The 21,755-nt window shown below is 71.5% G+C and carries 21 protein-coding genes and 1 tRNA gene; 11 read left to right on the top strand and 11 right to left on the bottom strand.

Translation table 11 applies throughout. The features are described 5' to 3' along the window. Positions 1-159 precede the first annotated feature (159 nt). The 3 genes from ABLE88_RS18355 to ABLE88_RS18345 form a co-directional block, all read right to left on the bottom strand. Positions 160-1,083 (bottom strand): PhzF family protein, encoded by a 924-nt coding sequence (locus ABLE88_RS18355; RefSeq protein ID WP_348833147.1) that lies wholly within the window; start codon positions 1,081-1,083, stop codon positions 160-162. Positions 1,084-1,325: 242 nt separating this feature from the next. Continuing rightward, a complete protein-coding gene (locus ABLE88_RS18350) occupies positions 1,326-1,805 on the bottom strand; it encodes an acyl-CoA thioesterase (protein WP_348833146.1) in 480 nt (159 codons plus the stop codon). Positions 1,806-1,810: 5 nt separating this feature from the next. Beyond that, positions 1,811-2,656: an enoyl-CoA hydratase gene (locus ABLE88_RS18345; protein ID WP_348833145.1), complete on the bottom strand. Its 846-nt coding sequence runs from the start codon at positions 2,654-2,656 to the stop codon at positions 1,811-1,813. A gap of 89 nt (positions 2,657-2,745) precedes the next feature. Here ABLE88_RS18345 and ABLE88_RS18340 point away from each other — a divergent pair, with 89 nt between their 5' ends. Continuing rightward, positions 2,746-3,912 (top strand): M20 aminoacylase family protein, encoded by a 1,167-nt coding sequence (locus ABLE88_RS18340; protein ID WP_348833144.1) that lies wholly within the window; start codon positions 2,746-2,748, stop codon positions 3,910-3,912. Positions 3,913-3,920: 8 nt separating this feature from the next. Here ABLE88_RS18340 and ABLE88_RS18335 read toward each other — a convergent pair whose 3' ends face one another. From ABLE88_RS18335 to ABLE88_RS18325, 3 genes are all read right to left on the bottom strand, one after another. Then, entirely contained in the window at positions 3,921-4,364 is a 444-nt protein-coding gene (locus tag ABLE88_RS18335) for an SRPBCC family protein (RefSeq protein WP_348833143.1), read from the bottom strand. 185 nt (positions 4,365-4,549) lie between these two features. Further along, a complete protein-coding gene (locus ABLE88_RS18330; RefSeq protein WP_348833142.1) occupies positions 4,550-6,982 on the bottom strand; it encodes an EAL domain-containing protein in 2,433 nt (810 codons plus the stop codon). Between the two features lie 171 nt (positions 6,983-7,153). Then, a tRNA-Gly gene (locus tag ABLE88_RS18325) sits at positions 7,154-7,228 on the bottom strand. A 133-nt stretch (positions 7,229-7,361) separates the two neighbouring features. Between ABLE88_RS18325 and ABLE88_RS18320 the strand changes: the two genes are divergently transcribed. Then, positions 7,362-9,215, top strand: coding sequence for an aminopeptidase P family protein (locus ABLE88_RS18320; RefSeq protein WP_348833141.1), 1,854 nt, complete (start codon positions 7,362-7,364; stop codon positions 9,213-9,215). 151 nt (positions 9,216-9,366) lie between these two features. Then, positions 9,367-9,519, top strand: a complete 153-nt coding sequence (locus ABLE88_RS18315; protein ID WP_348833140.1) for a DUF3309 family protein — start codon at positions 9,367-9,369, stop codon at positions 9,517-9,519. Positions 9,520-9,614: 95 nt separating this feature from the next. On the opposite strand, the gene aptA is transcribed toward ABLE88_RS18315, so the two are convergent. Next, on the bottom strand, positions 9,615-10,982 hold the full coding sequence (aptA, locus tag ABLE88_RS18310; protein ID WP_348833139.1) for an omega-aminotransferase AptA: 1,368 nt from the start codon (positions 10,980-10,982) through the stop codon (positions 9,615-9,617). A 145-nt stretch (positions 10,983-11,127) separates the two neighbouring features. On the opposite strand from aptA, the gene ABLE88_RS18305 reads away from it, so the two are divergent. Next, positions 11,128-12,978 carry a tetratricopeptide repeat protein gene (locus tag ABLE88_RS18305; protein ID WP_348833138.1) on the top strand — a complete coding sequence of 617 codons (1,851 nt, stop codon included), beginning with the start codon at positions 11,128-11,130 and terminating at the stop codon, positions 12,976-12,978. Positions 12,979-13,110: 132 nt separating this feature from the next. Beyond that, positions 13,111-14,499: a sigma-54 dependent transcriptional regulator gene (locus tag ABLE88_RS18300; protein WP_348833137.1), complete on the top strand. Its 1,389-nt coding sequence runs from the start codon at positions 13,111-13,113 to the stop codon at positions 14,497-14,499. A 30-nt stretch (positions 14,500-14,529) separates the two neighbouring features. Here the strand turns inward: ABLE88_RS18300 and hslU are convergent, their stop codons facing one another. The 4 genes from hslU to ABLE88_RS18280 all read right to left on the bottom strand — a co-directional run bounded on the left by hslU (position 14,530) and on the right by ABLE88_RS18280 (position 17,764). Further along, positions 14,530-15,837, bottom strand: a complete 1,308-nt coding sequence (gene hslU, locus ABLE88_RS18295) for an ATP-dependent protease ATPase subunit HslU (protein ID WP_348833136.1) — start codon at positions 15,835-15,837, stop codon at positions 14,530-14,532. A gap of 112 nt (positions 15,838-15,949) precedes the next feature. After that, positions 15,950-16,501, bottom strand: a complete 552-nt coding sequence (gene hslV / locus ABLE88_RS18290) for an ATP-dependent protease subunit HslV (RefSeq protein ID WP_348833135.1) — start codon at positions 16,499-16,501, stop codon at positions 15,950-15,952. A 95-nt stretch (positions 16,502-16,596) separates the two neighbouring features. Next, a complete protein-coding gene (locus ABLE88_RS18285) occupies positions 16,597-17,388 on the bottom strand; it encodes an alpha/beta fold hydrolase (RefSeq protein ID WP_348833134.1) in 792 nt (263 codons plus the stop codon). A gap of 52 nt (positions 17,389-17,440) precedes the next feature. Further along, positions 17,441-17,764 (bottom strand): anthrone oxygenase family protein, encoded by a 324-nt coding sequence (locus ABLE88_RS18280; RefSeq protein WP_348833133.1) that lies wholly within the window; start codon positions 17,762-17,764, stop codon positions 17,441-17,443. A gap of 242 nt (positions 17,765-18,006) precedes the next feature. On the opposite strand from ABLE88_RS18280, the gene hisB reads away from it, so the two are divergent. The 6 genes from hisB to ABLE88_RS18250 all read left to right on the top strand — a co-directional run bounded on the left by hisB (position 18,007) and on the right by ABLE88_RS18250 (position 21,742). Beyond that, on the top strand, positions 18,007-18,600 hold the full coding sequence (gene hisB, locus ABLE88_RS18275) for an imidazoleglycerol-phosphate dehydratase HisB (RefSeq protein WP_348833132.1): 594 nt from the start codon (positions 18,007-18,009) through the stop codon (positions 18,598-18,600). Positions 18,601-18,610: 10 nt separating this feature from the next. Next, entirely contained in the window at positions 18,611-19,099 is a 489-nt protein-coding gene (locus tag ABLE88_RS18270) for a DUF2628 domain-containing protein (protein WP_348833131.1), read from the top strand. Then, a complete protein-coding gene (hisH, locus tag ABLE88_RS18265; protein WP_348833130.1) occupies positions 19,096-19,746 on the top strand; it encodes an imidazole glycerol phosphate synthase subunit HisH in 651 nt (216 codons plus the stop codon). The genes ABLE88_RS18270 and hisH overlap by 4 nt, the downstream gene beginning before the upstream one ends. Next, on the top strand, positions 19,734-20,471 hold the full coding sequence (gene hisA / locus ABLE88_RS18260) for a 1-(5-phosphoribosyl)-5-[(5-phosphoribosylamino)methylideneamino]imidazole-4-carboxamide isomerase (protein WP_348833129.1): 738 nt from the start codon (positions 19,734-19,736) through the stop codon (positions 20,469-20,471). Before hisH ends, hisA begins: the two co-directional genes overlap by 13 nt. A 5-nt stretch (positions 20,472-20,476) precedes the next feature. Next, on the top strand, positions 20,477-21,253 hold the full coding sequence (gene hisF, locus ABLE88_RS18255; RefSeq protein WP_348833128.1) for an imidazole glycerol phosphate synthase subunit HisF: 777 nt from the start codon (positions 20,477-20,479) through the stop codon (positions 21,251-21,253). 162 nt (positions 21,254-21,415) lie between these two features. Then, positions 21,416-21,742, top strand: coding sequence for a phosphoribosyl-ATP diphosphatase (locus ABLE88_RS18250; RefSeq protein ID WP_348833127.1), 327 nt, complete (start codon positions 21,416-21,418; stop codon positions 21,740-21,742). The last annotated feature ends 13 nt before the right edge of the window (positions 21,743-21,755 follow it).

The raw sequence follows: 21,755 nt of genomic DNA, 5'->3' as shown, positions 1-21,755 counted from the left end.
TGTTCTTCGATCGCAGGAGGTTCCGCCTGGCCGGCGCGCCGCGGGGAACGCAGCGGTCGGCTTGCCTGCCAAACGACGTATGGGTCATCGCCTCCCGGAACGGTCCGAGCGCCGTTCGGATCACGCGCGCCGTCAGGACCCGGGCGGATCGGCGCTCCCTCAGCCGGCGCGCCGGGCGAGCGCGGCGCGGGAGAGGGCGCCGCCGCCGATGCGCACCGCCCCGCCGCCCACATGGACGCCGGCGATGCGGCCGCCCGACACGTCCACGGTCAGCTCCACGCGGCTCGGCCGGCCCATGTCCTCGCCCTGGCGGATGGCGAACCGGTTCGCCCCCTGCGCCAGATCCCGCAGGCCGGCGAGGAAGGCGGCGAGCGCCACCGCCGCGACGCCGGTCGCCGGGTCCTCGGCAATGCCCATGGCGGGCGCGAACATGCGGGCGCAGAGCGCGGTGCCGGCCCGCCAATCCTCCATGGTCAGCACATAGATGTGCGGCGCCGGCCCGTCCGCCAGCGCCGTCTGCCACAGCGCGCCGTCGAGCCGGGCGCGCGCCAGCGCGGCACGGTCGCGCACGGGAATGAAGGTGAAGGGCACCCCGGCCGAGCAGCAGGCGGGGGCGACTGCGCCGCCCAGCACCTCGCCGGGTCCGAGCCCCAGCAGCCGCGCCAGCAGGTCGGCCGGCGGCGCGTCGGCGATGCGCTCGGGGATCCTCGGGCTGGTGAGCACGGCGCGCGGCGCCCCCTCGGCCGCCAGGATGCGCACCGGCACCGGCCCGATCTTCTCGTGCAGCACGAGGTGGGCGCCGCCGTGCGAAGCGTGCAGCACCAGCGCCGTGCCGATGGTGGGATGGCCGGCAAAGGGAAGCTCGGCGCGCGGCGTGAAGATGCGCACCGTGTGCCCTTCCTGCCCCGCCGGCGGCGGGAAGACGAAGGTGGTCTCGCTGAGGTTCAGCTCGCGGGCGATGGCCTGCATCTCACCGTCCGAGAGCCCTTCGGCGGTGGTGAAGACCGCCAGCGGATTGCCGCCGAAGGGGGTGTCGGTGAACACGTCCACGAGCACGTAGGGAAGATCTTCGGACGCAGGCATGGCGGTCTCGCGGGGAGGGAGGCGTCTTCGGGAGCGCGCCCTACGGGCGGTCGGGGACGACGGCTCCATGTGCCGTCGTCGTCATTGTCTGCGTCATGCCCCGGCTTGTCCGGGCATCCACTGTTCAAATTTGCGCTGCGCCTCAATCCTGAACGCCGGCAAGGCCGCACCGTGGATCCCCGGACAAGCCGGGGGATGACGCCGGGACCGGCCGCGCCGAACGTCACCAAGGACAGTGCGGTTCATACCGCGCTCGCGCCGGCCGGCGCGCCGCTCTCGATGCCTTCGTGGTCGAGGATGGCCTGGCGCCAGTGCGCGGGAATCTCGCTTCCCTTGCCGGTCGCCTGGTCCACATGGACATGGACCCCGCTGCCCTCGGCGATCAGCGCGCCGTCGCCAAGGCGGGTGAGGGTGAAGACCCATCCCGCGCTCGATCTCTTGATCCAGGGCACCGAGATGGTGATGCGGATGTCGTCGCCGAAGCGCCCCACCGCGCGGTAGCTCACCAGGATCTCGGCCAGCACCCAATGGTCAAGGTCGGCCGGGATCGCCATGCCGGTCACCGCCTCGTAATAGAGGATGCGCGCTTCCTCGATATACTTGACGATGTTGGCGTTGTTCAGGTGCCCCGAGGCGTCGAGGTCGCTGAAGCGCACCTTGATGTCGAGCGTGACCGGCGCCCCCTTCGGCCGTCCATCGGCGTGCATCGGCTCCGCGTCCATGGCGCTCAGACCGCCTTCGGCGTCATGCGGCGCGCGCCTTTGGTGGAGCCCGCGGCGGTGCGGCGCGCGCGCTCGTCCACCGCCTCCTGGGTGAAGTGGGAGAAGACGTGCGCCATGAAGTGATACTCGAACGCCTCGCGCTGGCCCATGATGTCGAGGGTGCGGTTGATCGAGGCCTTGGTGAGCTCCAGCGAGACCGGCGGCTGGGCGGCGATCTTGAGCGCGAGCTTCCTCGTCTCCTCCTCCAGCTGGTCGCGCGGCACCACGCGGTTGACGAAGCCCAGCTGCTCGGCGCGGCGCGCATCCACCACGTCGCCGGTGAAGAGGAATTCCTTGGCGCGCCGTGCGCCCATATCCCAGGGCTCGAACAGCATCTCGCCCACGGCGCAGAAGCGGCTCAAGACCGGCATGCCGAACTTAGCGTCCTCCGAGGCGACGATGAGGTCGCACATGGCCGCCCCCATCATGCCGGCGGCGAGGCAATAGCCGTGGATCTGCGCGATCGTCACCTTGCGGGTGTTGCGGATGGCGAGGCACTTGTCGAAATACATCTTGCGCTCGGTCTCGAGCCGGCGCTCCGGTGTCGCGTACATGGCCGCGACCTCGGGCACGAAGTCGATGTCGGAGACATCGTGGCCCGAGGAGAAGGACGGCCCCTCCCCGCTCAGCACGATGACGCGCACGTCGGGGTCCTCGTCCGCCGCCATCATGGCATCGTGAAGCTGCTGGATCATCTCGAGATTCTTGGCATTGTGCTTCTCGGGACGATTGAGGCTGATGCGGGCGATCGGCCCGTCGCGCCAGGTCTTCACGAACTCGGTCGGTGCGGCCGAGGCCTCGGCGAGGGTCATGGACGGCTCCTTGTCCGGGATCTGGATTTTACTGTACCATTAGTAAGTACACCGTCAAGCCGCCACGGCGGGCATGGGAGACAGGCACGATGGGGTCGCACGCAGCCGCATATTTCGAGGCCCTCCGCGCGGAAATGGCCGACTGGCGCCGCACCCTGCACCAGCATCCCGAGCTCGCCTACGAGGAGCGCTGGACCGCCGATTTCCTCGCCGCGAAGCTGGAAAGCTTCGGCTACACGCCCGCGCGCGGGCTCGGCGGCACCGGGGTCGTGGCGAGCCTCGCCGGCGGCGCCGGCCCTTCGGTCGGCCTGCGCGCCGACATGGACGCGCTGCCCATCCTCGAGCAGACCAACCGGCCTTATGCCTCGCGCATTCCCGGCAAGATGCACGCCTGCGGCCATGATGGGCACATGACGATGCTGCTCGCCGCCGCCCGCTATTTCGCCGAGCATCCGCAGATCGAGGGCACGATCCACTTCATCTTCCAGCCGGCGGAGGAGGGCGCGGGCGGCGCCCAGGCGATGATCGAGGACGGCCTGTTCGCGCGCTTCCCGGTGGAGCGGGTGTTCGGCCTCCACAACTGGCCGGGCCAGGAGAAGGGCTCGTTCGCCGGGCGCGCCGGCCCGCTGATGGCGGCCTACGACACTTTCGACATCACCCTCACCGGACGCGGCGCCCACGCCGCCATGCCGCACCAGGGCACGGACCTGCTGCTCGCCGCCGCCCAGGTTCAGACCCAGCTCCAGTCCATCGTCGCGCGGTCGCTCGACCCGCTGGAGAATGCCGTGGTCTCGGTGACCCAGATCCATGGCGGCGACGCCTATAACGTCCTGCCCTGCGAGGTGGTGATGCGCGGCTGCACGCGCCATTTCACGCTGCCGGTGCAGGACCTGATCGAGGCCCGCATGGGCGACATCTGCCGCGGCGTCGCCGCCTCCTTCGGCTGCGCGGTGGCGCTCGCTTATGACCGGCGCTATCCGGCGACGGTGAACGCCGCGGCCGAGCTGGGCCTTGCCGCCGCCGCCGCCCGCGCGGCCGGCGCCGCCTCGGTCGAGACCGACGTCGCGCCCTCCATGGTGTCGGAGGATTTCGCCTTCATGCTCCGCCAGAAGCCCGGCTGCTATCTGTGGCTCGGCACCGGCCCGATCGAGGGCGGCAAGTCGCTGCACAGCCCCACCTTCGACTTCGACGACGACGTGCTGGCGCTGGGCGCCACCTGGTGGGTCGAGGTGGCGCGCCAGGCCCTGCGCGCCTGACGGCGCCGCTACTGGTCGATCGCGGGCTCCACTAGGCGCGCGAGATTGTGCAGCGACTGCTGCCAGCCGAGATAGCAGGCCTCGGCGGGGATGAGGTCCGGCACGCCGGCCTGCTCGATCTCGATCTCGGTGCCGACCGAGACCTGCCTCAGCACCACGCTCACCACCATCTCGCCCGGCAGGTTGGGATCGTCGAAGCGGTCGGTGTAGCGCAGCCGCGCGCCGGGAACGAGGTCGAGATAGGCGCCGCCGAAGCCGTGGCTCTGCCCGTTCGTGAAATTGCGGAACGACATACGGAACGTGCCGCCGACCTTCGCCTCCAGGTGCTCGACCGTGCAGGTGAAGCCGTCCGGCGGGAGCCACTTGGCGAGCGCGTCCGCCTCGGTGAAGGCGCGGTAGAGCTTCTGCGGGGAGGTGGAGAAAACGCGGTGCAGGCGGATGGTGCTGGGCATAAGCGGTGGTCCTCCTGGGACCGGCCGGGGCTTCCCCGTCCGGTCCTGGTGCCTTGCGGCGGGAAAGGGGCGGAAGGCGCGCCGCCACAGCGGCTTGCCGGTCCCCTGCCCCAAGGACGGACGGGCCCGGGCTCAGCCGACACCGGGCCGTACTTTGTCGGTCGATCCCCGCACCGGGGCCGCGATCAATGCGGGCCAGCCGGGGTGGCGGCGCCCGCCCGCGCGGCCATCCAGGCAACCAGCCCGTCGGGCGTCAGCGGCCGCGAGAACAGATAGCCCTGCACCACCGAGCATCCCAGTTGCTCCAGGAACCGGCTCTGCGGCTCGGTCTCGACGCCCTCGCAGACGACCACGAGGCCGAGGCTCAGGCCGATGCCGATCACCGCCCGCACCAGGGCCTGGGCATGCGCGTCGTCCTCGAAGTGCTGCATGAAGCTGCGGTCGATCTTCAATTCGCTGATCGGCAGGCGCGAGATGTTGGAAAGACTGGAAAATCCGGTGCCGAAATCGTCCATCGACAGGCCGACGCCGAGATCGCGCACGGCGCGCACGGTCTCCAGCGTGCGGTCGCCCCGGTCGACCATGATGCTCTCGGTGATTTCCACCGTCAGGCTTTGCGGCGGCAGGCCGTAGCGATCGAGCACGCCGGCGATGAAGCCCGGCAGCGCGCTGTTGCGGAAATGAAGCGCCGACAGGTTCACCGAAACCGTCGGGATGGGGATGCCCATGGCGCGCCACTGCGCCAGCTGCCGGCAGGCCTCGCCCAGCGACCAGGTGCCGATGGCCTCGATCTGATCGGTCTCCTCGGCGACCGGGATGAACTGGTCCGGCGGGATCCGGCCCAGCGTCGGATGGGTCCATCGGGCGAGCGCCTCCACCCCGCGCAGCGCGAGCGTGCCGGGCGCCAGCTGGGGCTGGTAGTGCAGCTCCAGCGCATCGCTGGCAATGGCTTCCCTGAGCGCGTTGCCGAGACGCAGCCGCTGCTGCAGCACCGCATCCATCTCCGGGCTGAAGAAATGGATGGTGCCGCGCTGCGTCTTCTTCGCCTCCGACAGGGCGGCGCCGGCGTGCTGGAGCAGCGTCTCGCCGTCGCCGCCGTTCTCCGGATGGAGGCTGATGCCGATGCTCGCCGACTTCGCGAGCCGGACCCCGGAAAGATCGAACGGCTCGCTCAGCGCCACCAGCATCCGCTGCGCCTCGGCCGCCGCCCGCTCGGCGGAGCAGCCCGGCAGGACCACGAGGAACTCGTCGCCATTGAAGCGGTAGACCGAGTCCACGCCATGGAACAGCCGCTGCAACCGGAGCGCCACCTCCATGAGCATCTGGTCCCCGGCGCTGTGGCCCAGGGTCTCGTTGACGTCGTTGAAGCGGTCCATGTCGAGGAAGAAGAAGGCGACGTTGTCGCCCGCGGCCTCGCGCGCCAGGCCTGCAATGTCCTCGTGGAAGCGGGTCCGGTTGGGCAAACCGGTGAGCGGGTCGAAATGCGCGAGCCGCGCGATCTGCTCGTTGGCCTCGTGCCGCTCGATGGCGATCATGCACAGATGCAGGCAGGTGGCGACGATCTGCTCGTGCCACGCGCTCGGGCCGCGATTGTCCGAGAAATAGAACGCGAAGGTGCCGACCACGCGCCCGGACCGGGCCTTGATGGGCGACGACCAGCAGGCCTTCAGTTCCGGCGGCAGACCAAGATTGAGGAACGACGCCCACAGGGGATCGCTGTAGATGTCCGTCACCTGGACCGGCTCACCGCGATGGGCCGCCGTGCCGCAGCTGCCGCTGCAGGGCCCGATGGCGGCCCCGTCGATGGCATCGCTGAAGGAAGCGGGCAGGCTCGGCGCGGAGAGCGGCCGCAGCTTGCGCTCCGCATCCACCAGGATGAACGAGCACACCACGTCCGGCGCCAGCGCCTCCACCCGCCGGCACAGGAAGTCGCCCACGTCGCGCAGCGAGGCCGCGCTGGTCAGCGCCTCCAACATCTCGCGCCGCAGGGTCTCGATCTGCTTGTCCTTGGTGATGTCCTCCATCACCAGAACGATGTTGCGGACGCTTCCGTCATCCGCCGCGACGGCGCTGACGGAGACCAGGGTGAGGATGTCCCGGCCGGACTTGTCGCGGGCGATGAACTCGTCGTGAAAGGATTCCCCTGCCGCCGCCCGCGCCCGGAGCCGGGCCAACGCCTCCGGGTCGGTATGCGGACCCTCGAGCAGCTCGGTGGGCACGCGGCCGACGATCTCGGCCAAAGTGTAGCCGAACAGCTCGGTGAAGGCCGGGTTGGCGTAGACGGCGCGCCTCTGCTCGTCGAGCAGCAGCAAGGCCCGGTCGGTGGCGTTCGCCACCAGGGAGAGCCGGCGCAGTTGCTCGCGGGACTGGAGATCCTCGGCCGCGTCGTGCAGCACAGCCACCCGGTGCGGCTCGCCGCCGACCTGCAGGATGGCCTCGGACAGCACGGCCCAGCCTTCGCTGCCGTCCCGGCGCCGGATGCGGATCTGCCGCCGGTCGGCGGCCTCGTCGGTCTCGATCAGCAGCGAGCCGTCGCCGGTGCCGTCACCGACGCGGACGATCTCCTCCAACGCATCGGGAAGAGCGACGATGAGCTTGTCCCGCCGGTCTGCCGTCATCGGACCACCACCACGGAAGAGGAATAGTCTACGCCACCTGCTGCCCCTGGTCCATGTGGGCGTTCCGCCAGCGGGTCCTGTCGATCGACCGGCCGGCGCGAGGTACCGGCGTGCGGATGGCCGTCGCGCCGCTGCGGAAGCGGAGGACAGGCCTGCAAATGCTCGGGGGACTGGAGCGGGCGATGGGAATCGAACCCACGACATACAGCTTGGGAAGCTGTCGTTCTACCACTGAACTACGCCCGCACGGACACGCACCATAGCCAAGGCGCCCCGCCGCCAGCAAGAGGCAAGCTGGCGGCAGGCGCTGGCGCCGCGCCGCGTCCACACCCTTTTGCCGGCGATTGCGGAGCGCAAGGGGCGCTCTTATGGTCCCGTCATGTCCGAGCCCCACCGCACCGCCGCACCGCCCCGCTTCAAGGCCCTGTTCCAGAGCTTCGACGACCTCGCCGACGGCGCCCGCGGCGCCGAGCGGCTGGCGGCGCTGCGCGCGGAGCTCGCCCGGCGCGGCCTCGACGGCTACGTGGTTCCGCGCGCCGACGCGCACCAGAACGAATATGTGCCGGCCTGCGAGGAGCGCCTCGCCTTCCTCACCGGCTTCACCGGCTCGGCCGGCCTGCTGGTGGTGCTCGCCAAGGAGGCGGCGCTGTTCGTGGACGGGCGCTACACGCTCCAGGCCCCGGCCCAGGTGGACACCGCCGCCTTCACGGTGGTGCCGCTCGCCGAGACCAGCCCGGAAAAATGGATCGAGGATCATCTGGAGAAGGGCGCGAGCCTCAGCTTCGACCCCTGGCGCACCACGCTCGACGGGCGCGACAAGCTCGCCCGCGCGGTGGCCTCGGCCGGCGGCATCCTGGTGGCGGCGGCGGACGATCCCATCGCCGCGGTGTGGGCCGACCGGCCGCCGCCGCCACGCGGCGCCGTGCGGCTGCTCGATCTTGCCGTCGCCGGCGAGGAGACCGGCGCCAAGCTGCGCCGCGTGCGCGAGGCGCTCGCCGCCGCCAAGGCGGACGGGCTTCTGGTCTCCGATCCCCACGCCAGCGCGTGGCTGTTCAACATCCGCGGCGCCGACGTGGCGCACACGCCGCTGCCGCTCGCCTGGTCGATCGTTCCCGCCGAGGGCGCTCCGCTGTTGTTCCTGGAGCGGACCAAGCTGTCCGCCGCGGTGCACGACGCGCTGGAGGCGGTGGCGCATCTGCACCCCGTCGGCCACCTCGACGACGCGCTCGCCGCCTTCGCCCGCGGCCGGCGGCTGCGCATCGACCAGGCCACCTGCCCGGTGCGGCTCGCCAACCTGGTCGAGAATTCCGGCGGCACCCTGGACAAGGGCGCCGACCCCATCGCCCTGCTGAAGGCCGCGAAGAACCCGGCGGAGATCGCCGGCATGCGCGCAGCCCACCTGCGCGACGCCGTCGCCCTCGCCCGCTTCCTCGCCTGGTTCGACGCGGCGGCCCCGGCCGGCGGCCTCACCGAGATCGACGCGGTGGAGGCGCTCGAGACCTTCCGGCGCGAGAGTGGCGAGCTCACCGATGTCTCGTTCCCGACCATCGCCGGCGCCGGCCCGAACGGCGCCATCGTGCACTACCGGGTGACGCACGCCACCAACCGGAAGATCGCGGCCGGCGAGCTGTTCCTCTTGGATTCCGGCGCGCAATATCCGGACGGCACAACGGACGTCACCCGCACGCTTGCGGTGGGCACGCCCACCGCCGAGATGCGCGCCCACTATACGCTGGTGCTCAAGGGCCACCTCGCCATCGCCCGCGCGGTATTCCCCAAGGGCATCGCCGGGGCCCAGCTCGACCCGTTCGCGCGCCAGTATCTGTGGGCGGCCGGGCTCGATTTCGACCATGGCACCGGGCACGGCGTGGGCGCCGGCCTGTCGGTGCACGAGGGCCCCGCGCGCATCTCCAAGCTCGGCCACGTGCCGCTGGCGGCGGGCATGATCCTCTCCAACGAGCCCGGCTATTACCGCGCCGGCGCCTACGGCATCCGCATCGAGAACCTGATCCTGGTGGAGCCGCGCGCGGTGGAGGGGGCGGAGAAGCCCTGCCTCGGCTTCGCCACGCTGACGCTGGTGCCCTATGCGCGCGCGTTGATCGACCTCGCGCTGATCGACCCGCGCGAGCGCGAAGAGATCGACGCCTATCACCGCGCCGTGCGCGCGGCGGTGACGCCTTATCTGGAGGGGGCGGCGCGCGATTGGCTGGTTCTGGCGACACAGCCGCTCTGACGGGAACAAGAGCGCGCCGGACGCGTTGATGGCGCCGCGCGCAGACTTGTGAAACGCTGGTCGCGATTTGTTGAAACCTCTCTCTTTTCAGGAACCGTCAAGCTCATAGCGACGTTTCCCCTGTCGATATTCACGGCAGGGAGCCGAAGAGATGTCCACGATCCTTATCGTCATTCTGGTTTTGCTGCTCGTCGGCGCGCTGCCGACGTGGGGATACAGTTCGGGTTGGGGCTATGGTCCCGGCGGCATCGTCGGCGTCCTGCTGATCGTCGTCATCGTCCTGGCCTTGACGGGACGGCTATGACGGCGCAGGCCTGACGCGGGATACGAAAACGGGGCGGACGCATCGCGCGTCCGCCCCGCATTGTTTGAACCACCGGGCGCGCGCGGCGCGCCGGCTCACATGGCCTTCTCGATCACCCGGCCCACCTTGCCGACGAGCTCGTCCACCTGCTCCTTCGAGATGATGAGGGGCGGGGTCATGACCAGGGTGTCGCCGGCGGTGCGGACCATCACGTCCTCCTCGTGGAAGGCGCGCTCGAGCGCCTCGTAGCCGCGCTGGCCCGGCAGGCCCTCGCGCGGCGGCAGATCGATGCCGGCTGTGATGCCCACCGTGCGGATGTCGAGCACGCCCGGCTTGTCCTTCAGGCTCATCACCGCGTCCGCCCAATAGGGCTCGAGCGCCTTGGCGCGGGCGAACAGATCCTCGTCGCGATAGAGGTCGAGGGTGGCGATGCCGGCCGCGCAGGCGAGCGGATGGGCCGAATAGGTGTAGCCGTGGAACAGCTCCACCATGTGCTCCGGCCCCTTCATGAAGGCCTCGTGGATGTGGTTGCGGGCGATCACGCCGCCCATGGGCACGGCGCCTGCCGTGATGCCCTTGGCGAAGGTGATGAGGTCCGGCTGGACGCCGTAGCGCTCCGCCGCGAACGCGTGGCCGAGCCGGCCGAAGCCGGTGATGACCTCGTCGAAGATCAGCAAAATGCCGTATTTGTCGCAGATCTCCCTGAGGCGCTTCAGGTAGCCCTGGGGCGCGGGGATGACGCCGGTGGACCCCGCCATGGGCTCGACGATCACCGCGGCGATGGTCGAGGCGTCGTGCAGGCCGACGAGGCGCTCGAGCTCGTCGGCGAAATGCGCGCCATATTCCGGCTCGCCCTTGGTGAAGGCCTGGTTCTTGCGGTCGTAGGTGGTGGGCAGATGGTCGACGCCAGTCAGCATGGTCCCGAAGGTGCGCCGGTTCGCCACCATGCCGCCGACCGAGATGCCGCCGAAGCCCACGCCGTGATAACCGCGCTCGCGGCCGATCAGGCGGGTGCGCGTGCCCTTGCCGGTCACGTTGTGGTAGGCGAGCGCGATCTTCAGCGCGGTATCCACCGCCTCCGAGCCGGAATTGCAGAAGAACACGTGGTCGAGGTCGCCCGGCGCGAGCGCGGCGATCCGGCTCGCCAGGCGGAACGCGCCGGGATGGCCGAACTGGAAGGTCGGGCCGAAATCGAGCTCGCCCGCCGCCTTCTGGATGGCGGCGACGATGGGCGCGCGGTTGTGGCCGGGATTGGTGCACCACAGGCCGGCGCAGCCGTCCAGGACGGCGCGGCCATCGGGCGTGAAATAGTGCATGTCCTTGGCGCTGGCGACGATCCGCGGCCGCTTCTTGAAGGCGCGGTTCGACGTGAAGGGCATCCAGAACGCCTCGAGATCGTTCGGCGCCATGTCCCCGCCGGAGCGCTCGCCCGCCCCGCTTATCGCCATATCATCCAATGCCATGACACTTCTCCTTACCCGCCGGGGCGGCTCGTGAACGCCCGCCGGCGCGCGGTGGCGCAAGCTAGCAGCGCGGCCGCCGCGAGGAAACCGCCCGGCGCGCCGACCCCTCCCCCTTGCCAGCATGGCTGATCTGGCGGAAAACAAGATGACCATGGGGAAGATCGACGATATGGCGGCGGATGCCGGCGCCGAGGTCCAAGCCGGCCCGGACGCCGCGGCCGCGCGGATTCCGGACCCGGAGCAGGTGCGCGCGGCGCTGGAGCGGGTGCTCGCCTCACCGGAGCTGTCCGCCTCGCCGCGCCTCTCGGCGTTCCTGCGCTACGTGGTCGAGACCGCGCTCGACGGCCGCGCCGAGGAGATCAAGGGCTATACCATCGCCGTGGAGGCGCTCGGGCGCGCCACCTCGTTCGATCCGCAGACCGATCCCATCGTGCGGGTGGAGGCGACGCGCCTGCGGCGCGCGCTCGACCATTTCTATGCCGCCGCCGGCGCCAGGGAGCCGCTGCGCATCCTGATCCCGCGCGGCAGCTACGTGCCGGCCTTCGTCTGGCGCGAGGCGGAGCCCCAGCCCGCGTCCGCGGACGCCGAGCCCGCGGCAGCGGGCGATCTGTCCCTCGCCCGCGATGCCGCGGCCGCGCGCGCGGCCGCCGTCCCGGTGGCGGCGCGCCGGCGCCGGGTGTTCGGGCTCATCGCGGCGGGGCTCGCGGCGGTGGCGCTGTTCGCCGGCGTCGAATGGGCCGCCCGCTCCGATTCGTCCCTGCGCGCCGACGACGAGCGCGTGGCGCTGCCGGTCATGGAGGTGGCGGGCTTCGAGGCGGCGGGCGTGGAACCGCCGCAGCGCGGCGTCCTGCGCGCCTTCGAGGAGCGCCTCGGCGACGCCCTCGCCCAGTTCGATTTCATCGCCGTGCGCGAGGCGGCCCCGGCGGCGGCGGCCCTGCCGGTCGCCTGCGGCAGCCAGGGGCGCTCGCGCTTCGCCCTCGGCACCGTGGCCGAGGGCCACGCCGACGGCACCTTCTCGCTGCTGCTGCGGGTGACCGACCGCTGCGCCGGGGTCATCCTGTGGTCCCGCGCGGTCGAGGGCCTGAAGGCGGACGACGACATCGCCGCGAGCGCGCGGCGCATGGTGCGCGCGGTGTCCGGCGCGCTCCTGGAGGCGCAGGGCGTGGTGACCGCCCGCGCCCTCGCCACGGTGCGTGCGGAAGCCCCCCAGTCGGCCTATGGCTGCGTCGCCCGCGCCTTCGCCGTGCTCGCCCGCACCAGCGGCGAGAAGCCGGCCGCCGTGCGCGCCTGCCTCGACGGCGTGACGCGGCAATTGCCCGGCTTCGCCATGGGCCATGCGCTCAAAGCCATGGCCCTTCTGGATGAGGCGACCCGCGAATCGGCCTACGATCCGGCGCCCGGCCGGGCTGCGCAGATGCTGACCTCGGCCGAGCGCGCCGTGGAGCTCGCGCCCGCCAGCGCCTATGCGGCCCGCTCTCTGGCGATGGTGCAGGCGTTCCTCGGCGAGTACCGCGCCGCGCTGGACACCGGCGCCCGCGCGCTCCAGCTCAACCCCTACGACGCCAACGTCGCCGCCGCGGTGGGCATGGTCTACATCGCCGCCGGCCGGGTCGAGGAGGGCGAATCGCTGCTCGCCAGCGCCGAGGCGGACGGCGCCCAGGCGGGACCGCTCAAGGACGCCTATCTCGCGCTCGCCGCCTTCCTGCGCGCCGACGAGGCCTCCGCCCTGGCGCTGCTGCCCCAGCTCGAGCTGCATCCGAGCCGCGAGAACGCGCTCGCTCTGGCGCTCGCGTTCAACGCGCTGCATCGCCCCGGCGACGAGCGCCGGGCGGTGGCGGCCCTCGCCGGCGAGGCCAGCGGCGGGCCGGACACGATCCGCCGCATGGTCCACCGCCTCCTGCCGGCGCCGGGGCTCGCCGACCGCGCCATCGCCGCGCTCGAGGCCGCCGGTCTCGGCCAGCACGCCGCCATGGTGCAGCCGCGGCGCGGCGGCTGAGGCGCCACCCGGCGGGTGGCGGGACGGCGGCGATTCGGCGGCGATCAGGGTTTTTCCGGAGGCGGTAAAATCCTTTCTTTACCTCCCGCGCGCACGATCCCCGTCGACGCCTTCCAACCGTCGATCGAGGTCATGCTGCACTCCCCAGAAGCCGCCGCCGCACCGGTCCTCGTCTGCGATCCCGATCCCTCGGTGCGCCGCCTGCTGCGCGCGGCGCTCGGCCGCCGCGACCGGCTCAACATGATGGAGGCCGACGCGCTCGAATCGGCCTATGCGCTGGCGCCCCACTGCATGTCGGCGGTGGTCGCCATCGGCCCGGGCGGCGAGGGCGCCATCACCCGCCTCAGGTCCGCCGGCATGAAGGGCGCGCTCATCGTCGCCCTCGGCCAGGGCTCGGTTTCCGGCGCGGTCGCCTGCATGCGCGCCGGCGCCGACGACGTGGTGCTGAAGCCGCTGAAGGCGGAGGATGTGGTGGAGCGCCTGCTCCAGGGCGAGCCCGTGCGCGTGGAGCGCCGCCGCGCCAGCCGCGAGGAGGCGCGTCCCGCCAGCTCCGGCACCGGCGACTTCTGCGGCTTCCTCGGCCGCTCGGCGCCCATGCGCGCGCTCTACGAGCGGATCCAGCGGGTGGCCGCGTCCAGCGCCCCGGTGTTCGTCACCGGCGAGAGCGGCACCGGCAAGGAATTGTGCGCCCAGGCGGTGCACGCCCGCTCGCCGCGCCACGGCGGGCCGTTCGTCGCCCTCAATTGCGGCGCCATCCCGCGCGAGCTCATGGAGAGCGAGGTGTTCGGCCATGCCCGCGGCGCCTTCACCGGCGCCGTCGCCGACCGCGCCGGCGCGGCCGAGATCGCCGACGGCGGCACGCTGTTCCTCGACGAGATCGGCGAGATGGACCTCGCCTTGCAGACCAAGCTGCTGCGCTTCCTCCAGGACAGCAAGGTGCGGCGCATCGGCGAGGGGCACGAGCGGCAGGTGGACGTGCGCATCGTCTGCGCCACCAACCGCGACCCGGTGGAGGAGGTGCGCGCCGGCCGCCTGCGCGAGGACCTGTTCTACCGGCTCCATGTGCTGGAGATGCACATGCCGCCGCTTCGCGAGCGCGGCGACGATGTGATGCTGCTCGCCGAGACCTTCCTCGCCCGCTTCGCCGGCGAGGAGCGCCGCCCCATGCCGCGCATCGGCGCCGATGCCGCGCGGGTGCTCCAGGTCCGCTCCTGGCGCGGCAACGTGCGCGAGCTGCAGAACCTGATGCGGCGCATCGTGGTGCTGGCCGACGGGCCGGCCGTGCCGGTCCATCTCGCCCTCGAGGGGACCGACGCCGAGGAGCTCGGCCGCTTCGGCTCGAACCTCGCCGGCGCCACGCCGCTGCCGGTCGAGGTGGCCGCGGTCGAGCCGCTGGCGCTCACCGAGCGGCGCGCCATCGAGCGCGCCATCGCCTGCTTCGGCGGCAACATCGCCGCCGCCGCCGCGGCGCTGGAGCTCAGCCCCTCGACGCTCTACCGCAAGCGCCTCGCTTGGCAATAGGCCGCGGGCGCGGCGCCGGCCGCCGCGCCCTTAGAGGATGAACCGGCTGAGGTCCGCGTTGCGGGCGAGGTCGGCGACGCGGTCGCGCACGTAGGCCGCGTCCACGATCACGGTCTCCCCCGCCCGGTCGGGGGCGGTGAAGGAAAGGTCGTCCAGCACCCGCTCGATCACCGTCTGGAGCCGGCGGGCGCCGATGTTCTCGACGTTCGAGTTCACCTCCACGGCGGCGTCGGCGATCGCCTCCACCGCGTCCGCCGTCACCACCAGTTCCACCCCCTCGGTCGCCATCAGCGCCACCGACTGCTTGACGAGGCTCGCCTCGGTCTCGGTGAGGATGCGCACGAAGTCGGAGCGGGAGAGCGCCTCGAGCTCCACCCGGATCGGCAGGCGGCCCTGCAGCTCCGGCAGCAGGTCCGAGGGCTTCGACACGTGGAACGCGCCGGAGGCGATGAAGAGGATGTGGTCGGTCTTCACCGGCCCGTGCTTGGTGGAGACCGTGGTGCCCTCGATCAGCGGCAGCAGATCGCGCTGCACCCCCTCGCGCGAGACGTCGGCGCCCGAGCGGCCCTCGCGGCCGGCGATCTTGTCGATCTCGTCCAGGAACACGATGCCGTTGTTCTCCACCGCATGGATGGCTTCCTGGACGATGGCGTCCTGGTCGATGAGCTTGTCCGCCTCCTCGGTGAGCAGCAGCGGGTGGGCGTCCTTCACGCTCACGCGGCGCGCCTTGGCGCGTCCGCCGAAGGCCTTGCCGAGCATGTCGGACAGCGAGATCGCGCCCATCTGCGCGCCCGGCATGCCGGGGATCTCGAACATCGGCATGCCGCCGCCGCCCGACTGCAGCTCGATCTCCACCTCCTTGTCGTCGAGCTCGCCCGCGCGCAGGCGCTTCCGGAACGCGTCGCGGGTGGCGGGCGAGGCGGCGGCGCCCACCAGCGCGTCGAGCACGCGGCCCTCGGCGGCGAGGTGGGCCTTGGCCTGCACGTCCTTGCGCTTGACCTCGCGCACCAGGCCGATGCCGACCTCCACGAGGTCGCGCACGATCTGCTCCACGTCGCGGCCCACATAGCCGACCTCGGTGAACTTGGTGGCCTCCACCTTCAGGAACGGCGCCCCGGCAAGCCGGGCGAGGCGGCGCGAGATCTCGGTCTTGCCGACCCCGGTGGGGCCGATCATGAGGATGTTCTTCGGCATCACCTCCTCGCGCAGCTTCTCGTCCAGCTGCTGGCGCCGCCAGCGGTTGCGCAAGGCGATGGCGACCGCGCGCTTGGCATTCGCCTGGCCGACGATGTGCCGGTCGAGCTCGGAGACGATCTCGCGGGGGGAAAAGTCGGTCATGGATTGCGTACCATCAGGAATGCGGGACCGCCGGCGGAGATCGCTCCCCTTAGGGTGATGCGCGGCGGGGCGGCCGACGCGGAGCTCGGGAGGACGTGGGGCTGCGCCAAGATCACGCCCCCCCGATGGTCTCGATGACGATGTTGCGGTTGGTGTAGACGCAGATGTCGGCGGCGATCTCCAGCGCGCGCCGGACGATCGCCTCGGGGTCCTCCTCCCGGTCCAGCAGGGCGCGGGCGGCGGCGAGCGCGAAACCACCGCCGGAGCCGATGCCGGCGACGCCCTGCTCGGGCTCGAGCACGTCGCCGGTGCCGGTGAGCACCAGGGAGATGGAAGCGTCGGCCACGATCATCATCGCCTCGAGGCGCCGCAGATAGCGGTCGGTGCGCCAGTCCTTGGCGAGTTCGACCGCGGCGCGCTGCAACTGGCCGGGATACTGCTCCAGCTTGGCTTCGAGCCGCTCGAACAGCGTGAAGGCGTCGGCGGTGGCCCCGGCGAAGCCACCGATCACGTCCCCGCGCCCGAGGCGCCGCACCTTGCGGGCATTGGACTTGAGCACGGTCTGGCCGAGCGTCACCTGCCCGTCGCCGGCGATGGCGACGCGGCCGCCCTTGCGGACCGAGACGATGGTGGTGCCGTAGATGGTATCGGGGGAATGCTGCATGAAGGGCTCCGCTCGACCCTTACTTATGCCCTTCCGCCGGGGACGCAACGGCCTCGATCAAACGCCCGGAACCATCGGCCGGCGCCGGCGCCGGCTCACCGGCCGGTCAGGAAGGCGCGGACCACGGTGGCGAAATGCTGCGGCTGCTCCACCATCGGGCAGTGGCCGCTGTCGAGGATCTCCTCGCGCCGCGCGCCGGGAATGGCATGGGCCACCTCGCGCACCATGGCGGGGGCGAACAGCCGGTCGCCGTCGCAATAGAGCACGAAGGTGGGGGCCGTGATGGCACCGATGCGGTTCAGCCCGTCATAGGCGACGCAGGCGCCGAGCTGGCGCAGGAACGCGTCCTTCTCCTGGTAGAGGCCGGCATCGAGCGACTGCTGGACCGCGGCGAACAGCGGCACCGTCTTCAGCATGCCCATGCCGATGACGAACGAGGTCAGCGCGGCGCCGAACGTCAGCTCGTCGTTCAGCTGCAGGCGCAGCTCCTTGAGCAGGCGCATGGTCTCGGTGGTGTAGAGGTCGTTGCGGGCGATGGTGTTGGCGAGCACCAGCCGGTCCACCTTGTCCGGCGCCATGAGGGCCAGCTCCTGGGCCATCATGCCGCCGAGCGAATGGCCAATGACGTGCGCCTTGGCGAACCCGGAGGCATCGAGCACGGCAAGCGCGTCGCGCGCCATGTCGGCGACCGCGTAGGGCGCCTTGGCCCGCGCACTCTTGCCGATGTCGCGGTTGTCGAACTCGATCAGCGTGAAGCCGGCGAGCAGCGGCCGGGTCAGAGCCCAGAAGGAGCGCTCCGCCGACAGGCCGGAGATGATGAGGAGGGGCGGGCCTTCCCCGCTCACGCCGTAGTCGATCGTCAATCCGTCACGGGTGAGGGTCGGCATAGGCTCCTCCAGCTCGGCGCGTCCGCCCAAGCCTATGCCACAGGGCGCGCCGTCAGGCGAGGGCGAGCGCCGCCGCAAAGCACGCGGCGGCGGCGAGCGAAGCGAGCGTTCGCACGTGGTTCCAGAGCATCCACGGGCCGCGATAGGCGCTCCAGGCGGCGGCGTCGACCGCCGCGGCGGAGAGCGCCGCGAGGCGCCCGTTGAGCGGCACGTTGCCGGCGATGGTGACGAGGATGGAGCCCAGGAGATAGAGCGCGGCGCCGAGGATCATCGGGCCCGGCGGCGCGCCCTCGGCTCCCGTGAAGGCGAGCCAGAGCACCGCCAGCGCGAGCGCCGCCGTGCCGAAGAAGGCCAGGAAGAACAGCGGATTGAGCACCGTGACGTTGATCGCCTGCCGCCGCCGCGCGCGGCGGCGGCAGGCGGTCGAGCGCCTGCATGACGAAGGTGGAGAAGGCGAAGAACAGCCCTGCGACCAGGCCCGCGCCCACCGCCGAGGCGACGAGAACCAGTTCGACCATGCTCATGGGCGGACCTCCCGGGGCGCGGCGCGGCGTCATCTCGCGCCATATGGCGTTGCAGCACCGTTGCTGCTAGAACCCGCGGCCTTGGAGGAGTTCCATGCGCACGGCACAGATCGCCCGCGAGACCAAGGAGACGAAGATTGCCCTTGCCGTCGACCTCGACGGCACGGGGCGCTCGGACATTTCCACCGGCATCGGTTTTCTCGACCACATGCTGGACCTGCTGGCGCGCCACGCCCGCTTCGACCTCACTGTGAAGGCCGAGGGCGACCTCCATGTGGATTTCCACCATACCACGGAAGACGTCGGCATCGCGCTCGGCCAGGCGTTCCGCAAGGCGCTCGGCGACCTGCGCGGCATCACCCGCTATGCCGACGCGCTGATGCCCATGGACGAGACGCTCACCCGCGTCGCCGTCGACATTTCCGGCCGCCCGTTCCTGGTGTTCCGCACCGCGTTCCCGGCGCCCAAGATCGGCGACTTCGACACCGAGCTGGTGCGCGAGTTCTTCCAGGCCTTCGCGGCGAACGCCGGGGTGACGCTGCACGTGGAGACGCTCTACGGCGTCAACGCCCACCACATCGCCGAGAGCTGCTTCAAGGGCCTTGCCCGGGTGCTGCGCCAGGCGGTGGCCATCGATCCCACGGCGGCGGGCGAGGTGCCCTCCACCAAGGGCACCCTCGGGACCTAGGAGCCGGACCATGGCCACCTGGAGCGTGCTGTCACGCGTCGCGCCCGGCGACACCGCCGAGGCGGCGGCCGAGCGGGTCGTCTTCGTGCGGGAGAAATTCTCGTGGGCGGCGCTGTTCCTCGCCCCCTTGGTGCTGCTGCGCTACCGCCTGTGGCTGGTGTTCGCCGCTTATGTGGCGGTGGCGGCGCTGCTCGGTTTCCTCACCGCGCGCGCCGGCGTCGCCGAAGCGGTCGGGGTGGCGGTGATGGCGGGGTTCCATCTGCTCCTCGGCTTCGAGCTGCCGGCCTTGCGGGTGCGCAAGCTCGCCCACCGCGGCTTCGCCGAGGAAGGGGTGGTGGTGGCGGGCGATCTGGCGGAGGCCGAGCGGCGCTTCTTCGGCGCCTGGACCGCCAGCCGGCCCGAGCGCCCCCGGCCCGCCGGCTTCACGCCGCCCCCCGCCCCGGCCGCCAGCGGCGACGCGCCGATCATCGGCGGCTTTCCGGGGGCCTACCGCCCATGACCGTCGCCGTCGTCGACTACAATTCCGGCAACCTGCACTCCGCCGCCAAGGCCATCGAGCGCGCGGCGCGCGAGGCCGGGCGCGAGCAGCCGGTGCTGGTGACCTGCGACCCGGAGGTGGTGCGCCGCGCCGACCGCATCGTCCTGCCGGGGGTGGGCGCCTTCGCCGACTGCCGCGCCGGCCTCGACGCGGTGCCCGGCATGGTGGAGGCCATGACCGAGGCGGTTAAGCAGAAGGGCCGACCCTTCCTCGGCATCTGCGTCGGCCTGCAATTGCTCGCCGAACGGGGGCTGGAGCACGGCGTGACCGCCGGCCTCGGCTGGATCCGCGGCGAGGTGGACCGCATCGCCCCCGCCGACCCCGCCTTCAAGATCCCGCACATGGGCTGGAACACGCTCCAGGTGGCGCGCGAGCATCCGCTCCTGGCGCACGTTCCCTCGGGGGAAGGCGGGCTCCACGCGTATTTCGTGCACTCCTACCACCTGAAGGCGGCGGACGGCCTCGACCTCGTCGCCACCACCGACTATGGCGGCACCATCACCGCCGTGGTGGCGAAGGACAACGTGGCCGGCACCCAGTTCCATCCCGAGAAGAGCCAGACCCTGGGCCTTGCTCTGCTCGCCAATTTTCTGAAGTGGCATCCGTGATCCTGTTTCCCGCCATCGACCTGAAGGACGGCCTCGCCGTGCGCCTGGAGCAGGGCGACATGGCGCGCGCGACCGTGTTCAACCGCGATCCCGCCGCCCAGGCCGCCGAGTTCGAGACCCTGGGCTTTCGCTATCTGCACCTCGTCGACCTCGACGGCGCCTTCGCCGGCAAGCCGGTCAACGCGGCCGCGGTGGAGCGGATTCTCGAGACCGTCTCCATCCCGGTGCAGCTCGGCGGCGGCATCCGCGACCGTGCGACCGTGGAGGCGTGGCTGGAGAAGGGCGTCACCCGGGTCATCCTCGGCACCGCGGCGGTGCGCGACCCGGACTTCGTGAAGGGGGCGGCCAAGGCCCATCCGGGCCGGGTGGCGGTGGGCCTCGACGCCCGCGACGGCTTCGTCGCCGTGGAGGGCTGGGCCGAGACCTCCAAGCTCTCGGCGGTGGAGATCGCGCGGCGGTTCGAGGACGCCGGCGTTTCCGCCATCATCTATACCGACATCGCCCGCGACGGCCTGCTCAAGGGCCTCAACATCGAGGCCACCGTTGCGCTCGCCGAGGCGGTGCGGCTGCCGGTGATCGCCTCGGGCGGGCTTGCCTCCATCAAGGACATCGAGGCCCTGCTTGAGCCCGGCGCGGCCAAGGTCGCGGGCGCCATCACCGGCCGCGCGCTCTATGACGGCCGCCTCGACGCCCGCGAGGCGCTGGCTCTGGTGGCGGGACGGTAGGCGCCATGCTCAAGGTCCGCGTCATCCCCTGCCTCGACGTCAAGGACGGCCGCGTGGTGAAGGGCGTCCAGTTCGTCGACCTGCGCGACGCCGGCGACCCGGTGGAGGCGGCGCGCGCCTACGACGCCGCCGGCGCCGACGAGCTGACCTTCCTCGACATCACCGCCAGCCACGAGAACCGCGGCACCATCCTCGACGTGGTGCGCCGCACCGCCGAGCAGTGCTTCATGCCGCTGACCGTGGGCGGCGGCGTGCGCACCGTGGACGACGTGCGCACCCTGCTGCATGCGGGCGCGGACAAGGTCTCCATCAACACCGCCGCGGTCTCGCGCCGCGCCTTCGTGGGCGAGGCGGCGGAGAAGTTCGGCGAGCAGTGCATCGTCGTCGCCATCGATGCCAAGAAGGTGTCGCTCGAGGGCGAGGCGGACCGCTGGGAGATCTTCACCCATGGCGGGCGCACCCCCACCGGCCTCGACGTCATCGCCTATGCCCGCGAGGTGGTGGACCTCGGCGCCGGCGAGATCCTGCTCACCTCCATGGACCGCGACGGCACCGGCCAGGGCTTCGATTGCGCCCTCACCCGCGCGGTGTCGGACGCGGTGCATGTGCCGGTGATCGCCTCGGGCGGGGTGGGCACGCTCGACCATCTGGTGGACGGCATCCGCGACGGCGGGGCCTCGGCGGTGCTCGCCGCCTCGATCTTCCATTTCGGCACCTTCACCGTGCGCGAGGCCAAGGAGCATCTGAGGGAGGCCGGCCTGCCGGTGCGCCTCGATGTGTGAGGCACGCGCCACGGCCCTTTCGGCAGCCCTCCGCTTCCCGCCGCCGGGGGGATCCCCACTTTTGGGTTTTGCCCCAGCATCGCGCGCGCCGTCCCCCTCCCCCTTGTGGGGACGGGGAGAAGCGGCGCACCCGAATTCAACGGCCCGTTTCGCGAGACAGCCATGAGCGCGCCCTTCACCCTCGCCGATCTGGAGCAGATCATCGCCGCGCGCGCCGCGGCGGATGCCGGCGCCTCCTACACCCGCGCGCTGCTCGACAAGGGCGTCGCCAAATGCGCCCAGAAGCTCGGCGAGGAAGCGGTGGAGACGGTGATCGCGGCGGTCTGTGGCCCCGACGAGGGTCTCGTCGCCGAGAGCGCCGATCTCCTCTACCATCTCCTCGTGGTCCTGGCCGTGCGCGGCGTGGCGCTTTCCGAGGTCGAGGCCGAGCTTGCCCGCCGCACCGGGCAGTCGGGCTTGGCCGAGAAGGCCGCCCGCGCGGCAGACTGAGACGGGAGCACGG

This window comes from Xanthobacter luteus (genome assembly GCF_040049235.1).
In the GTDB taxonomy this organism is placed as follows: Bacteria; Pseudomonadota; Alphaproteobacteria; order Rhizobiales; family Xanthobacteraceae; genus Xanthobacter.
Note: the sequence above shows the minus strand (reverse complement) of the source record. Positions and strands in the feature narration are given on the sequence as shown.

Bases quoted from the DNA above. Each gene is read 5' to 3' on its own strand.
- ABLE88_RS18355 (WP_348833147.1), bottom strand. From the start codon at position 1,083: ATGCCTGCGTCCGAAGATCTTCCCTACGTGCTCGTGGACGTGTTCACC.
- ABLE88_RS18350 (WP_348833146.1), bottom strand. From the start codon at position 1,805: ATGGACGCGGAGCCGATGCACGCCGATGGACGGCCGAAGGGGGCGCCG.
- ABLE88_RS18345 (WP_348833145.1), bottom strand. From the start codon at position 2,656: ATGACCCTCGCCGAGGCCTCGGCCGCACCGACCGAGTTCGTGAAGACC.
- ABLE88_RS18340 (WP_348833144.1), top strand. From the start codon at position 2,746: ATGGGGTCGCACGCAGCCGCATATTTCGAGGCCCTCCGCGCGGAAATG.
- ABLE88_RS18335 (WP_348833143.1), bottom strand. From the start codon at position 4,364: ATGCCCAGCACCATCCGCCTGCACCGCGTTTTCTCCACCTCCCCGCAG.
- ABLE88_RS18330 (WP_348833142.1), bottom strand. From the start codon at position 6,982: ATGACGGCAGACCGGCGGGACAAGCTCATCGTCGCTCTTCCCGATGCG.
- ABLE88_RS18320 (WP_348833141.1), top strand. From the start codon at position 7,362: ATGTCCGAGCCCCACCGCACCGCCGCACCGCCCCGCTTCAAGGCCCTG.
- ABLE88_RS18315 (WP_348833140.1), top strand. From the start codon at position 9,367: ATGTCCACGATCCTTATCGTCATTCTGGTTTTGCTGCTCGTCGGCGCG.
- aptA (WP_348833139.1), bottom strand. From the start codon at position 10,982: ATGGCATTGGATGATATGGCGATAAGCGGGGCGGGCGAGCGCTCCGGC.
- ABLE88_RS18305 (WP_348833138.1), top strand. From the start codon at position 11,128: ATGACCATGGGGAAGATCGACGATATGGCGGCGGATGCCGGCGCCGAG.
- ABLE88_RS18300 (WP_348833137.1), top strand. From the start codon at position 13,111: ATGCTGCACTCCCCAGAAGCCGCCGCCGCACCGGTCCTCGTCTGCGAT.
- hslU (WP_348833136.1), bottom strand. From the start codon at position 15,837: ATGACCGACTTTTCCCCCCGCGAGATCGTCTCCGAGCTCGACCGGCAC.
- hslV (WP_348833135.1), bottom strand. From the start codon at position 16,501: ATGCAGCATTCCCCCGATACCATCTACGGCACCACCATCGTCTCGGTC.
- ABLE88_RS18285 (WP_348833134.1), bottom strand. From the start codon at position 17,388: ATGCCGACCCTCACCCGTGACGGATTGACGATCGACTACGGCGTGAGC.
- hisB (WP_348833132.1), top strand. From the start codon at position 18,007: ATGCGCACGGCACAGATCGCCCGCGAGACCAAGGAGACGAAGATTGCC.
- ABLE88_RS18270 (WP_348833131.1), top strand. From the start codon at position 18,611: ATGGCCACCTGGAGCGTGCTGTCACGCGTCGCGCCCGGCGACACCGCC.
- hisH (WP_348833130.1), top strand. From the start codon at position 19,096: ATGACCGTCGCCGTCGTCGACTACAATTCCGGCAACCTGCACTCCGCC.
- hisF (WP_348833128.1), top strand. From the start codon at position 20,477: ATGCTCAAGGTCCGCGTCATCCCCTGCCTCGACGTCAAGGACGGCCGC.
- ABLE88_RS18250 (WP_348833127.1), top strand. From the start codon at position 21,416: ATGAGCGCGCCCTTCACCCTCGCCGATCTGGAGCAGATCATCGCCGCG.